Below are 13,744 nucleotides of genomic sequence, written 5' to 3' on the forward strand. Positions count from 1 at the left end.
TGATGTTCGCCCAGTCATATAGATCATCGCCCTGATTTCAGGTCATTTCACTTTCAGAAAATACCAATCGCAACTGTACCAGCCATGTTAGCTAAATCCCAATTCGCCCAGTAGCTTTGAAACACCATGATGCTCACTGCCATATTCAGGATTGGCCGTTCAAAAGCTGCAGCCCAAGGGGTTCAACGCTTATCGAATGGAAGAGGGTTTGAATGAATGGCAGGAGCATTTTCACTAACTGGTGTTTTCACATTTTTTCTTTTGTAAGTGCTAAATTTTTATCACAGAATAGAACACTACCAAAACCGCCACAAGCAAAAGAAGTATAATATTGTGCCATTTGTTCAGTAACAACTCCAAGCAATTAGATTTTTTATAAACAAAAAGGCTGGAAAAAAACCAGCCTTTTTGTTTTATTTAACTTATTCAAAACGTTTTAGGTAATTCTGCAGTCCACAAACAAACCTACAACGTTGAAGCATCAATGACAAAGCGGTAACGCACATCACTACGAAGAACTCGATCGTATGCTTCCTCAACTTGATCTGCGTTAATCACTTCAATCTTTGGCGCAATGCCATGTTGAGCAGAAAAATCAAGCATTTCTTGTGTCTCACGAATTCCACCTACAAGTGAACCCGCTATACTGCGACGACCAGATAATAGCGAAAATACATTATATCGATCAGACTCTGCTGGAGCTCCTACATTAACTAAAGTTCCATCAACACGCAGTAAGGACAAATATGCATCAACATTCAGATTAGCTGATACGGTATTCAGAATCAAATCAAAGCTGCTGGCTAAATCATTAAACGTATCTGGTTTACCAGTAGCATAATAATGATCCGCTCCAAAGCTTAATGCTTCATCCCGCTTATCCTCAGAACGACTTAGTACGGTTACATCAGCACCCAGCGCATGGGCATACTGAATGGCAAGATGCCCAAGCCCGCCTACGCCCACGATAGCTACTTTTTTACCTGGACCGGCATTCCAGTGCTTCAAAGGCGAGTAAGTTGTTATCCCCGCACAGAGGAGAGGACTCGCAGCATCTAGCTCCATGCTATCAGGAATTTGAACCACAAATCTTTCAGTAACCACGATTTTCTGGCTATAGCCGCCGTAAGTCGGATTACCGTCATATCCCATGGAATTGTAGGTTTGTACTACACCTTTCGTGCAATACTGTTCTTCACCTTTCAGGCAGTACTCACACTCTCCACATGAATCAACAAAACAACCTACTCCAACCCGATCTCCAATTTTAAACTTAGTAACTTCTGCTCCAACAGCTTCTACAATTCCTGCAATTTCATGACCCGGAACCATAGGAAAAATTCCTCCGCCCCACTCATCATAAGCACTGTGAATATCTGAATGGCAGATACCACTATATTTAATCTCAATAAGGATATCATCCTTTCTTAAATCCCTACGTTGCATGTTTAGTTTTTCGAATGGAGCTTTTGCGCTCGCTACACTGAGAACTCGTGTCGTTGTCATCTTGGTATCTTCCTCACTTTCTATACATTGCAAAACACACTAATACTTAAACTTAAAAACCCGTTGTATACTGCTTAGGAATTTCCGTTTCTTTTTTCAGTTTCGAAGCTGCTTCTAAAGCCCAGTATGGATTTCTCAAAAGTCCACGACCAATAGCAACCAAATCAGCCTCTTCGTTCCCAATTACGGCATTTGCCAAAATAGGATCATCCAATCGTCCAACTGCAATGACAGGGATATCAAGCTCATCTTTAAGTGCTTTAGCCAAAGGAACCTGATAGGCTGCATGAGTACCTGGTCTACCCCAAGCTGCAATCGGACCTTCTCCGCCAGATGAAATATCGAACATATCTACGCCCGCTTCCTGATAATCCCTAGCAAAGGCAATGCTCTCCTGAATACCATAACCACCCTCAACATATTCTTTAGCGGAGATACGCATCAATAGTGGCATGCTTTCTGGCATTTCTGCTTTTGCGGCTTGAATGATCTGGCGACCAAATAGGGTTAGGTCTTTGCCGTATTCATCATCACGTTTGTTCGTAAGCGGCGAATGGAACTGATGAATCAAATAACCATGCGCACCATGTATCTCAATAGTATCAAAACCAGCTTTTACCGCACGAACTACAGCCGAACGAAATTTTTCGACCAGCCCTTTTACTTCTTCAGTAGCAAGTGCACGAGGCTGTTTTGAATTCTCATCGAAAGCAATAGCAGATGGTGCGACCGGCACTTGCGCATCCTCCGCTTTACGTCCAGCATGGGCAATCTGAATACCAACTTTAGCTCCGTAGCTATGACAAGCATCTACAATTCGTTTAAGCGCAGGAATTTGATCATCAGACCATAAACCAAGATCATAATCAGAAATACGGCCATCAGGCTCTACATCTGTCATTTCAATCATGATAAAACCAGTACCGCCCACAGCACGACTAACATAATGCATGTAATGCCAGTCAGTGGCAATGCCATCCTTTTTTTCAACAGAATATTGACACATAGGTGCCATGACAATACGGTTTTTCAAATCCAATTTTTTTATGGAATAGGAACTAAATAAATCTTTCACAAGAAAGACTCCTCTCTTTTCTTATAGATTAGCATGCAAATAAAATGCATGCACACGCATTTATAATAACATGTTTATCAATTTTGTCAACTCACAATGCAATCGTCAGATTATAAATTTCTATTGATTGTTATAGTTTTCAATTATATTCTAAACAGTAACTTCAATAATATTCATGTTTATATATTTTTCATCAAATTTTTAAGCCTGGCATATAACTGTTCTTTGTTAGAACTGGAGCGAATTGTTGTATTGAATGCTTCCAATGCCATATTTAACTATTCTTCCCCAGATACAGTAATTCGCGTATAAATTCCTCTTCTATCTTGTGTGCAACCATTTTTTAAGTGCCCCGCAGCTTTTCGCTTCCATTCTTCCTACTAATCTGGAAATAGCATTTTGACTCAAGCCAACCCTTTCTTCAAGCTGCTGCAACCGCAACTGTTTGTCTTCTGCCAGAGAAAGAACATATAACACATAAAATTCCTTTACCGATAAATTAAAATCCTGTTGAAGCACGCGTTACAACTGGTCATTGACACAAAATTAGATTTGACTTAATGACAACCAAATGTCCAATAGTTGTTTGTCTTTTCCCACTGAACCACCACCTTAAAGCCTAATTCTACATTTGAAAAGCTTGAATCATTAGGTACTTCCATCGGCCAAGATTCGAGCTTTATTCATTATTTTGATGGTTAAAGGTTTCTCAATATTGATGAAAAACCTTTGAGATTACTTTCCACTGTCCATCTACTTTAAGTAGTGTATAATAATCGGCATATTCTACACCAGGTCCTTCCAAAATGATGCGTACTACAGCAACAGTAACCGCAACATCAAGCACATCAATTCGGAATTGAAGATCTTTTGATGGTCCCAGTGTGTCAATCAAATTGTACAAGTTTTGAATAGAACCCGTACTCAGGTTATCATCATTTGTATAGCCACACATTATGGCGTCTTCATGGAATGTAGATTTCATTAGATCGCCCTTACCTTCAATATTACCTTGCTTGAATATAAGCTACCTTTTGCTCCACCAAGCGATCAATTAAGACGAATGTTTCTTCCATTCTAGTCCATTTGGGAAAGACCGTTCTTCAGGAGAAAATTTATAACCCATAATAAACGTCAGGTCTGCATGCTTCTCAATAACCCCGCACAACTTCAATTGCTCGTCTCGTAGCCTCACCGAACGCCAAAAAGCGCACGTGTGGTTCGTGAACCTTTCCGGAGAGCGCTGGCACTCACCACTTCACGATTCAGTATCAGCTCTGGAATGCTTTGTCTCCGGCATAAAAAATTTGCAGGACTGCAGGAGCGCCCCCTTGCTTGGCAGCATGAGCTAATTTCCGTAAGCTTACAATGAATGTATCATCATAAGCTCCGTGTACATCCTGTGATAACAAGGCCTACTCCATGAACACGTTTATGATAGTAATCAACTTCTTCATCGGAGATTGTAAAATCAGCGTTGCCTGACTAGGTCGTCATGGATGCCATAACGACCTTATTTTTCAATGTAACTCCATTCTTCAATTTAAAAGGTGACAATATTTCATTATACTTTGAATTCATGATGTAGCCTCTTTATTAAATTTTTTGTATTGCATCGACAATGGCATCCTCACCAGCAATTAGATCAAACGCACGATTATAGGTATGCTTCTCATCTAGAAGCGCTACAATGGACCGAGCCACATCTTCACGCGGGATACTGCCATACATAATATTCTCGGCAGCACATACCTTTCCTGTGCCAGGTTCATTCAACAAGATGCCTGGGCGTATAATCGTATACGTCAGACTACTATTTTCCAGGATGCGGTCAGCATAATGCTTTGCAGCATAGTACGGAAGAATATTATCATGCCAATTCTCCCGATTGTTTGCTTGGATTGCACTGACCATGATGAATCGGTTGATGCCAGACTTTTCAGCTGCCTCAATGGTTTTCCCAGCACCATCCAAGTCAATAAGCAACGTTTTGTCATCTCCTGTTTTACCGCCTGAACCAGCCGTGAAAACGATGGCATCGCAGCCTCGTGCAGCTTCTGCTATGGACCCCACCGTTCCTTCCAAATCTGCAAGAACCGTCTCTATTCCTTGTTGTTTAAGAACAGCTGCCTGCTCCTTTTTTCGAACCATCGCACGTACCGTATGATCATGACTTTCTTTCAACAATTGAATAAGCTTCTTACCAATTTGTCCATTAGATCCAACAACCAGAACTTTCATATTATCAACCCCTTATGCTTCTTTGAATTTTCTTAATTACCACACTTGTGCTGTAGGAGCCACAATAACATCGTTAATCATGACGTCCGCTGGCTTGTTCACAACAAACCCAATGATTTCAGCTACATAATTAACATCAATAGCAACATTGTCAAGGTCTTTCAGTACCGTCTTAACATCCTGATCCGTAACCGTGCTTTGCCAATTCGTTGCAATTACCCCTGGGGACACTAGTACAGCTTGAATGTTGTGCTTGACAGACATTTCTTTACGCAAGCTTTCAGTTATCGCACGCATGGCATATTTGGTAGCACTATACACGCCATGTCCCTCGCCTACTGCGTGACCAGCGATGGAACCCACATTAATAATTTGACCTCTACCTTGCTTTTTCATGTGTGGCAGGACCGCAGCGATACCATACAATGTCCCTTTGATGTTCAAGTCAATCATTTTTTCCCACTCTTCAACGTGAGCATTATCCCATAAGGAGAATAGCATATAACCTGCACAATTAATCAATGTATCCACACGCCCAAGCGTAGCCATGGTGTAATTTACTAAAGCTTGAACTTCATTATTAGAAGTCACATCTGTTGCTTTGTAGTACGCTTTGCCACCTTCATTCTTGATTCGATCGGTCAGAGCTTGAAGCTTATCTTCGCTTCTGGCAGCAAGCACAACTGTTGCTCCATTTTTCGCCAGATACAATGCTGATGCTTCACCAATTCCACTTGATGCACCTGTCAAAATGATGACTTTATCTTTGATGTATTGCATTTTACAAAACTCCTCTCAAAATATGAAGGTGTGTAAGATTAAAACAAACGCACGTTAAAAGCATGCGCATGCATTTAATTTATCGAAAAAAAATCAATCTGTCAAGTCACATGCTGCTTTTTTATACTCCCCATTCTAAATAATGATTTTTCAAATCAGTTAGGCTAAATGCGCTTTCTAAAATAAAATAATAAAAAAGGCACTCTAATTACTTTTGTGTGAGTGCCTTCGAGATTACAAAGTGAATTTTTGAATTACATCTCTGAATTCTTCCAGTTTATTATCTTTCATTTCTAAATTTAAAACCTTATTAAATGTTTTAAGTGCTCGTTGAAATTTATTTTCACCTAATTCCGTAATCCTTGTGTAGATCCCTCTACGATCATCTTCACATATATGTCTTTGTAAAGCTCCGCAGTTCTTTGCTTCCATTCTCACAACAAGTCTGGATGTTGCGCTTTGGCTCAAACCAACCATTTCCTGAAGTTGCTGTAGCCGCAATTCTTTATCCTCTGATGTAGATATAAAATACAAAACGTAGAATTCCTTCAAAGACAAATCATATTGCTGCTGAAGAGCCTGCTCTAATTTTTCATTTATCCTTGCATACATATGAGACAATGATAACCATGTATTTAAAGAATCATTGTTATTGTGCAATATCAGTCCCACCCTACCTATGCTCGAGTTTTAACTTATTCTTATTATTATATCAAGCTTACCTGAAACGGTCAAAAGCCATATCGTATCATAAAATAAATGAATTTTCTTTCATTTACGATTATAAAGAGCCCAGAGAATATGTCCCTAAACTCATTCCGCCTCTTCAAAAACTTTGTCCTAATTGGCCCTCTCCGGGGTGCTTCGTGGCGGTAGAGTGACCTCAGCTTTGATGGGCGCTAGCTAGGTTAGTCAAATTGATGATGCGGTATCGTTAAATGTACATGTACCGGAGCTTAGAACGGATTGAAATCAATATAGAGGGCGTGGACAACAGTCCCCGCCTATTCTATTTACAGAAAAGCAGGAGATCCAGCAGAGGAAATTATTCGAGCATTTTGCAAATTCCTGTGCACAGTATATTTACAGTGAATTAGACTAATCACAGCTGCCGCAGCAACCAATAAGTCATCAGGGAATTATTGGTTGCTTTTTTGCTTGTAGAATACGGTTTGGCTACTCAATCACGTGCTGTTCCCTCTTTCTTTGCGTCCAAAAACTCATTGAGAAAATAACCAGAGAAAAGCAAAGTGTAAGTAAGCGCCATTCTTTTAATACAAGACAAACGCCAACAATAATCAATAATCCCATGAGAATAAAAAAGGTTAACATTTTTATTAAATTTGATTTAGCTAGATATCCTGCTGCATATCCCATAAAACTGAGAACAATATGGAAAAGATAGAGCAATAGAAAAAATGCAACAAATACCGTAAACCATCCTGAATCACTATGTTCTGAATCTGATACAAGAAACCCATTTTCGCTACTAAAAATAACACCATAAATTATGCTTAAAATTAGAGAGACGACAACAGTATGAAAAACAAGCTGTTTTTTCATTTCCATTCTTAGTCCTCCTTTCATTATGATTGTAACGAAGAAGATTTATGATAACAACTCCTACAGTAAGGAAAGTGACGTCAGTTATTGATGCCACTTTTTGTTTCTATTTAACTAAACCAGTCGATGCCGTAAACACAAATCATGTTTCCAATGTAACGATTGTGCGTAAGCGAACCATGGCATCTTCGCTACTTGTTCAAATTTATGTATATGTGCATAGAGGATGTTTTTTTACAATACGGGTATTTGAAAGTTTTAAACTGTTAAAGAAACGTCATAGTTCCGTTATGAAATATGGATTTTTGTGTTTTCTCCATGAAACTTCCTATTTTCCAGACCTGGCAAACCACCGAACACCCAGCAACAAGTCCATAGCGCCGTGCTTTTTCAAATCATTGAGCACCTCTCACCAAGCGTTGAATCTCTCGTGGCCGACCCCATAGAAACCAAGGATTTGGCGGTAGCCTTTCTCATCAATCCCCATGGCGAGATGAAGGCTTTACTGCTTACCGTGCTCCGCTTCAATTTGACGTAGAGGCCGTCCAGATAGAGGACGGAGCAGCACTTCTCCAACAACTCTGCCATTGCTCGATGTCTTCCATCACTGTCTGTGTAATGTTGCTGATGGTAGAGAGCGAATACGGGGTTCCAAACATGCTCTGAATAAACTTAGCGACCTCACGTGTACTCATACCGCCTTTGTACATGTGGATGATAGCCTTTTCCAGCCAGGCCCTCCCGACGCTGGTAGGGTTGAATAACTGGGGTTGAAACGTGCGCTTATAATGGCCGTTGCGACTATTGCGTTGATCCGGCCGCTCCACGCTCAAGTAGTCCATAATGTCCTCGCGCAGCAAGAGATCCAGCTTCTCTTGCAGCAGGTTGGTTACAGTATTTTCTAATAGCCCCATCTTGGGGTATTAGTCATAGTGTAGAGGCCCTACTTGGTGGTGTCGTAATCCCAACAATACCTGCTTTTTTGTGATCTGACTAGCCCCCATATCTTTGTGCACACACTACTTTACACCATTTAATCACCGGAATTCGAAGCGGCAGTTCATCCTTTTCTTATTTAACATTTGTTCCTATAAGACTTATTGGAAAGAAGAAAGGATGAAAGTAACTTGGCCAAGTTACTCTCATCCTTAAAAACCATCGTTTGTATTATTAATTGACTAACTTAAAGGTTGCATCCGCGTTATCGCTATTTGTTGAAACAGGCTGGATGTATAGCACATGATTGGAATGTCTGAGATACCTGTCAGGATAATTATACGATTGGAATGATGACCATGTACTGTCTGCCAAACCGGCCACTTTCTTGAAAGTTGCATCCTGTGCAAATGTACTTGTTCCGTCATTTTGATTTAGTACTATATTGAAGTTAGAATGTCTCAAATAGTAGCCTGGGAAATTAATAGATTCTAAAGAAATTGCGGTCGGATCGGCAAGACCAGGTACAACTTTCCATTGAGAATCAGCAGCTGGAGACACATTTGTGTCAGTTCGTCCTACATTGTTTTGATGTCTCACATACCTGGTCTGGAAATTATAAGACTGAATTCTATTATATGCCCCTCCGGTAGGTACGAAATTAATGTTGCTGGTGTGGTTACCAATAGCAAAGTTACCCGCGCTTGCACTTGTAATTACATTTCCATTGACTTTCAAATTCTCGAAGTAAACATTTTGAGTTAAACGCGTGGAACTATTGCCAAAAATTTGGTTTGTTCCAGTAAGAGAACCATTGTACGAGAAGTTTTTGATCGTTATGCCATTAATCCCTCGCCCAGGAGACACACTAAAGCCAGGATTCTTATAAGTAATGATATCGATGAACTTATGCACTAGCGCATCTTCCCAACGTATATCCGTAAACAATACATTGGTCAGCAGATTTTCATCGCTAGCAGTCACAGATATGAAACCTGGTGCTGCTAAGGGATTGTGTGTCAGAATGTCAATATTTGAAAAGGTCAGTTTATCAATTCGATCAGGAACATTTGGATTACCATGAGTACCTATATTTATCGGATGAGCTATGCCATTCATAAGAATTGAGTTGGTAATAGTGAGATTGCTAGTACTGCCTTGAGCCCATATATCACGCGAACCATAGATGGCAATAGCATCATCGCCGCTGCGTACGTACACATCATTAATGCTAACATCGTTTGATGACATTACATCAATACCGTCAGTCCACTTCTTATAGCTCATGATCTTAATGTTATCAATGGACACATTATTTGCATTCGCTAGTTCAATACCATAACCGCCATTATTATAATTCCCGCTGCCATTAATAATGATGCCCTCAACAGTAACTCCGCTTGAGCGGTCGATAGATATACCCTTGCCATCAGGTTGTAATAAAATTCCGCGGCCTCTAATTGTAATATTACTAACATCATCTGCTATGATTCCGCCCTTGACGACAGCTCCGCCAGCAAGATACACGGTCTTGCCGCTTGGTACTGTAATGTTGCCGGCATGAAATCCAGGACCATAGTACATGACATTTGGATTAGACGCACTCGGAACATTCGTTTCCAAAGGATTGGCAAAAATCATTAAATCGTTGTCTACATTATCATTAACATCCAAAACAAGCTTCATAGGACCGGAAATGGTAAACGTCGCTGTATTCCCGCTTATGCTAGGCGTAATATTTTTGGCCGAAGGACGAATTTTAGCAGTCGACATCGCCCCGGCATTGTATGTTACCGACATCTCAACCGGCCCATCGGTATCAAAAGTTACGAAGGAGGCAAATGAGGCTCTGCTCGGCCCCCCGATCCTGGTTTGATGTTCATCCAAATCAATCCATGTCCCGCCAGGAACACGTACCTTTACAGTAAAAGTTGTATCCAGTTTAACTTCTGAAGGTGTTGTATAGGTCTTTAGCGTAGTAGCTGCATGAGTCTCACTCGGAAAAGATACAGACAAAGTAACCAATACCATTAAAAATGCAGTTAAAACAGAAAGAAACTTTGAAATGCTTCTGCTCTTGGTAAAAGACATACTCACAATCTCATCTCCCTTGATTTTTTTTAGAAAGGACTTCCCTTCTTAAAAGCCTAACTCCCGGCATTTTCTTCTAGCAGAAGACCATATTCGTAAAATTTAATCTTCTCCATCCATCACCCCCTTTTTATGCACTGATGAACCTGTCTTTGGAAGACGGTTGAACCAATGAGTATTTCCCGATCAGCCGGATACATAAGAATCACAGATTGGAACTCCCAATTACAGTGTAAAAGACGCCACAGTTACCGTCTCCGGAGCAACAAATGCAAATAGATCTTAATGAAGGTTCATAAGAACAATTCACCTTCAACAAAAGAGCTCCTTCTCCCGAATGTATGTACAACTATTATCGTAGCCTAATGTTATCAAAAGCGCTTTCATCGTGAAATGCCTCTAAATTAACATCGTATCCCCAAAATTAACCATTTTGTAGCGCTTACATTTTATTTCTCTCTGTTTCTGTTTAATTTTGATTAATTAAAGTTACCAGATAAATTTGATCCGGCTAGAATCATTCTATTGTGGGATGAATCGCCATGACCAGTTAAAGGGATTATGATACTTCTGCCCGGCCAGCATCACCGTATTGGGGGCAACTCGCTCGGATGAGGGGGAGCCTTGGGGGACCAAGGTTATGCCGTTTGACCCGTGGCAGCTTGGAACATATTTTAATCTCATCAAATGGAGATAAAAAACATGAGAAGAATAACCTATTATGAAAATGGACCGCCGATTTCCTTCTACATAATTAAGAGAGGAGATCGATTGTATGGAAAACGGCTCATTTACTGATTTCAATCAATCTAACCTGCTTAATCTAATGTTTCAAGAATACCCTGATATCGTTAATATCAAACAACTTTGTACTATGCTAGGTGGTATTAGTACCAAAACTGCTTACAAGCTTCTTCACGCTAACCGCATTCAACATTTCAAAATAGGGCGTGCATACAAAACTCCTAAAATTCAAATTATCTTATATCTACAGATCCTTATTGATCAAAAACAGCCCAACCAATTTAATGCTTTAATGCGTTTAATTAATCATTGCACTATGATAAAATTAGAAGTGTCAATGGTAGGAATATTAGGGCTGCTAATTGAGGAGGGAATACAAATTGATAGCAGGCCACCTTCAAGAAAAAAAGGTCTTTTTTATATTGTACTCAATTGTAAGGATGAGAATGGTAAGCATAAACCCAAATGGATTTCAACTGGACTGACGGTGAAGGGCAACAAGAAAAGAGCAGAAGCATTACTGTTTAATGCGAGGCAAAGCTTTGCGGTAGCAGAACAGGTTGAGGAAGAAGTCGAAAAACAAATTGCCATCCCCCTGTTCCAGATGAAGAAAAAAATGATGAGATTGAGCAGATCCTATTTGCCGATTAGATGCTTGAATGGCTAGAAGCCATAAAGCCAAGTATCGAGCTTATAACCTATATCTCCTACACAAATGCTGTAAAACTGGTTTTGAGGAAAAACGGAATGCGGCACATTCGATTCCATGACCTTCGTCATAGCTGTGCTACCTTGCTTCTGGCTAACGGTTTAACCATGAAGGAAGTCCATGAATGGTTAGGGCGCAGCGATTATTCAACGACAGCTAATATTTATGCCCATCTCGAATTCAGTTCTAAGATTGGCTCAGCAGAAACAATGAATAAAGTTATAAAAATAAAAACGGATTCGTAAAAATTGCTAAAAAAGCAACTTCACAAATCCGTTTAATTAGTGCCGGTGAAGGGACTCGAACCCCCACCCTCTTGCAAGGAGCGGATTTTGAGTCCGCCGCGTCTGCCATTCCGCCACACCGGCAAGTTATAAGGTCCCCATCACTCCTCTGGAAAAAGGAGAGAACTACAGGAGAGAACTTCTAAATCTCATTTTAGAAAACCCAATAACATCAAGGCTTTCACGGGTAACTCATTAACCTACGCTCACGATTTTGAGTCGAGCGCGTCTGCCATTCCGCCACGCCGGCATATTATAAGGTTGTTCAAAGTGCGGAAGACCAGACTTGAACTGGTACGATAGTCACCTACCGCAGGATTTTAAGTCCTGTGCGTCTGCCGATTCCGCCACTCCCGCATAGTTAAGATGGAGGCGCCACCCAGACTCGAACTGGGGATAAAGCTTTTGCAGAGCTGTGCCTTACCACTTGGCTATGGCGCCATATAAAAAAATGGAGCGGACGACGGGAATCGAACCCGCGACCCTCGCCTTGGCAAGGCGATGCTCTACCGCTGAGCCACGTCCGCATATAAAAAAGACTGGGGATATAGGATTCGAACCTATGAGTGACGGAGTCAAAGTCCGTTGCCTTACCGCTTGGCTAATCCCCAATATTCAATTATTTAGATAAAAATGGGGCGATCGATGGGACTTGAACCCACGAATGCCGGAGCCACAATCCGGTGCGTTAACCCCTTCGCCACGACCGCCATAAAGAAAGTATTAAGTTGTCTAGAAAAAGTGGCAGGGGCAGCAGGAATTGAACCCACACCAAAGGTTTTGGAGACCTTTGTTCTACCTTTAAACTATGCCCCTAGATAGGTAAAACTGGTGGAGGCTGATGGATTCGAACCACCGAACTCGTCAGAGAACAGATTTACAGTCTGCTGCGTTTGGCCACTTCGCTAAGCCTCCATGTGGTGCCGGCGAGAGGACTTGAACCCCCAACCTACTGATTACAAGTCAGTTGCTCTACCAGTTGAGCTACACCGGCTCTTCAATTGTCAGTGAAACAATGGTGGCTCGGGACGGAATCGAACCGCCGACACGAGGATTTTCAGTCCTCTGCTCTACCGACTGAGCTACCGAGCCTTACATAAAATAAGTTAAATGGCGGAGCCGACGGGATTCGAACCCGCGGTCTCCTGCGTGACAGGCAGGCATGTTAGGCCTCTACACCACGGCTCCACACTTAAGGTAATGCAATTGCGGGGGCAGGATTTGAACCTGCGGCCTTCGGGTTATGAGCCCGACGAGCTACCGGGCTGCTCCACCCCGCGTCAGTAAAAATCATATGGTGGAGGCTGAGGGGCTCGAACCCCCGACCCTCTGCTTGTAAGGCAGATGCTCTCCCAGCTGAGCTAAGCCTCCAATGGGAAAAGACAAGTTCTATTGTACCAGATCATAACACATTAAATCAAGTTATGATTTTAAGAAAATGGTGACCCGTAGGGGATTCGAACCCCTGTTACCTCCGTGAAAGGGAGGTGTCTTAACCCCTTGACCAACGGGCCTAAATATTATGGCGGAGAGAGAGGGATTCGAACCCTCGAGACGCTTGTGACGCCTACACGATTTCCAATCGTGCTCCTTCGGCCAACTCGGACACCTCTCCAGATATAAGATCCCAGGAAGCAATGAAGTATATCTCGGAAGTATAACCTACTCCCTGGGAACTTGACTCCCCGAACAGGACTCGAACCTGTGACAACTCGATTAACAGTCGAGTGCTCTACCAACTGAGCTATCAGGGATCATTATGAAGTTTTCAAGCGTTTAATCGCTTGAAAACTGGATACGAAACGAATTTGCGTG

General features: G+C 41.5%; 11 protein-coding genes, 16 tRNA genes and 1 pseudogene. 2 read left to right on the forward strand and 26 right to left on the reverse strand.

The genetic code is table 11. The features are described from left to right. Positions 1–465: 465 nt before the first annotated feature. The 10 genes and pseudogenes from AC1VOR_RS16940 to AC1VOR_RS16985 form a co-directional block, all read right to left on the reverse strand. Complete coding sequence (locus AC1VOR_RS16940) at positions 466–1,506, reverse strand: NAD(P)-dependent alcohol dehydrogenase (RefSeq protein WP_482619473.1); 1,041 nt, start codon at positions 1,504–1,506, stop codon at positions 466–468. A gap of 52 nt (positions 1,507–1,558) precedes the next feature. Beyond that, positions 1,559–2,581: an NADH:flavin oxidoreductase/NADH oxidase gene (locus tag AC1VOR_RS16945; RefSeq protein WP_482619475.1), complete on the reverse strand. Its 1,023-nt coding sequence runs from the start codon at positions 2,579–2,581 to the stop codon at positions 1,559–1,561. 321 nt (positions 2,582–2,902) lie between these two features. Then, entirely contained in the window at positions 2,903–3,100 is a 198-nt protein-coding gene (locus AC1VOR_RS16950) for a MarR family transcriptional regulator (RefSeq protein WP_482619476.1), read from the reverse strand. 190 nt (positions 3,101–3,290) lie between these two features. Next, positions 3,291–3,566, reverse strand: coding sequence for a nuclear transport factor 2 family protein (locus tag AC1VOR_RS16955; protein WP_482619477.1), 276 nt, complete (start codon positions 3,564–3,566; stop codon positions 3,291–3,293). Positions 3,567–4,177: 611 nt separating this feature from the next. Then, positions 4,178–4,822, reverse strand: a complete 645-nt coding sequence (locus tag AC1VOR_RS16960; protein WP_482619479.1) for an SDR family oxidoreductase — start codon at positions 4,820–4,822, stop codon at positions 4,178–4,180. 36 nt (positions 4,823–4,858) lie between these two features. Beyond that, on the reverse strand, positions 4,859–5,602 hold the full coding sequence (locus AC1VOR_RS16965; RefSeq protein ID WP_482619480.1) for an SDR family oxidoreductase: 744 nt from the start codon (positions 5,600–5,602) through the stop codon (positions 4,859–4,861). 234 nt (positions 5,603–5,836) lie between these two features. Beyond that, a complete protein-coding gene (locus AC1VOR_RS16970) occupies positions 5,837–6,262 on the reverse strand; it encodes a MarR family winged helix-turn-helix transcriptional regulator (protein ID WP_482619482.1) in 426 nt (141 codons plus the stop codon). 516 nt (positions 6,263–6,778) lie between these two features. Then, positions 6,779–7,171 (reverse strand): hypothetical protein, encoded by a 393-nt coding sequence (locus AC1VOR_RS16975; protein WP_482619484.1) that lies wholly within the window; start codon positions 7,169–7,171, stop codon positions 6,779–6,781. A gap of 327 nt (positions 7,172–7,498) precedes the next feature. Further along, positions 7,499–8,079 (reverse strand): annotated as a pseudogene (locus AC1VOR_RS16980) (transposase); the annotation flags it as partial. 256 nt (positions 8,080–8,335) lie between these two features. Further along, a complete protein-coding gene (locus tag AC1VOR_RS16985) occupies positions 8,336–10,192 on the reverse strand; it encodes an AbfB domain-containing protein (protein WP_482619498.1) in 1,857 nt (618 codons plus the stop codon). Between the two features lie 775 nt (positions 10,193–10,967). Between AC1VOR_RS16985 and AC1VOR_RS16990 the strand changes: the two genes are divergently transcribed. Together AC1VOR_RS16990 and AC1VOR_RS16995 are read left to right on the forward strand one after the other, a co-directional pair. Then, positions 10,968–11,603 (forward strand): helix-turn-helix domain-containing protein, encoded by a 636-nt coding sequence (locus tag AC1VOR_RS16990; RefSeq protein WP_482619485.1) that lies wholly within the window; start codon positions 10,968–10,970, stop codon positions 11,601–11,603. Between the two features lie 80 nt (positions 11,604–11,683). Beyond that, complete coding sequence (locus tag AC1VOR_RS16995) at positions 11,684–11,890, forward strand: tyrosine-type recombinase/integrase (RefSeq protein ID WP_482619487.1); 207 nt, start codon at positions 11,684–11,686, stop codon at positions 11,888–11,890. A gap of 40 nt (positions 11,891–11,930) precedes the next feature. On the opposite strand, the gene AC1VOR_RS17000 is transcribed toward AC1VOR_RS16995, so the two are convergent. From AC1VOR_RS17000 to AC1VOR_RS17075, 16 genes are all read right to left on the reverse strand, one after another. Next, positions 11,931–12,013 (reverse strand) — tRNA-Leu (locus AC1VOR_RS17000). A gap of 187 nt (positions 12,014–12,200) precedes the next feature. Next, positions 12,201–12,286 (reverse strand) — tRNA-Leu (locus tag AC1VOR_RS17005). A gap of 10 nt (positions 12,287–12,296) precedes the next feature. Then, positions 12,297–12,370 (reverse strand) — tRNA-Cys (locus tag AC1VOR_RS17010). Between the two features lie 11 nt (positions 12,371–12,381). Continuing rightward, positions 12,382–12,456: transfer RNA gene (locus AC1VOR_RS17015), tRNA-Gly, on the reverse strand. A 12-nt stretch (positions 12,457–12,468) separates the two neighbouring features. Further along, positions 12,469–12,540, reverse strand: a tRNA-Gln gene (locus AC1VOR_RS17020). 23 nt (positions 12,541–12,563) lie between these two features. Next, positions 12,564–12,639 (reverse strand) — tRNA-His (locus AC1VOR_RS17025). A 32-nt stretch (positions 12,640–12,671) separates the two neighbouring features. Next, positions 12,672–12,745: transfer RNA gene (locus AC1VOR_RS17030), tRNA-Trp, on the reverse strand. A 13-nt stretch (positions 12,746–12,758) separates the two neighbouring features. Next, positions 12,759–12,844, reverse strand: a tRNA-Tyr gene (locus AC1VOR_RS17035). 3 nt (positions 12,845–12,847) lie between these two features. After that, positions 12,848–12,923: transfer RNA gene (locus tag AC1VOR_RS17040), tRNA-Thr, on the reverse strand. 22 nt (positions 12,924–12,945) lie between these two features. Then, positions 12,946–13,021, reverse strand: a tRNA-Phe gene (locus AC1VOR_RS17045). 19 nt (positions 13,022–13,040) lie between these two features. Then, positions 13,041–13,117: transfer RNA gene (locus AC1VOR_RS17050), tRNA-Asp, on the reverse strand. Positions 13,118–13,135: 18 nt separating this feature from the next. Further along, positions 13,136–13,209 (reverse strand) — tRNA-Met (locus AC1VOR_RS17055). Positions 13,210–13,224: 15 nt separating this feature from the next. Then, a tRNA-Val gene (locus tag AC1VOR_RS17060) sits at positions 13,225–13,300 on the reverse strand. A 68-nt stretch (positions 13,301–13,368) separates the two neighbouring features. Beyond that, positions 13,369–13,443 (reverse strand) — tRNA-Glu (locus AC1VOR_RS17065). Between the two features lie 9 nt (positions 13,444–13,452). After that, positions 13,453–13,544: transfer RNA gene (locus tag AC1VOR_RS17070), tRNA-Ser, on the reverse strand. Positions 13,545–13,610: 66 nt separating this feature from the next. Further along, a tRNA-Asn gene (locus AC1VOR_RS17075) sits at positions 13,611–13,683 on the reverse strand. Between the last annotated feature and the right edge of the window lie 61 nt (positions 13,684–13,744).

The sequence above is a fragment of the Paenibacillus sp. 1SOY10 genome (assembly GCF_056836745.1).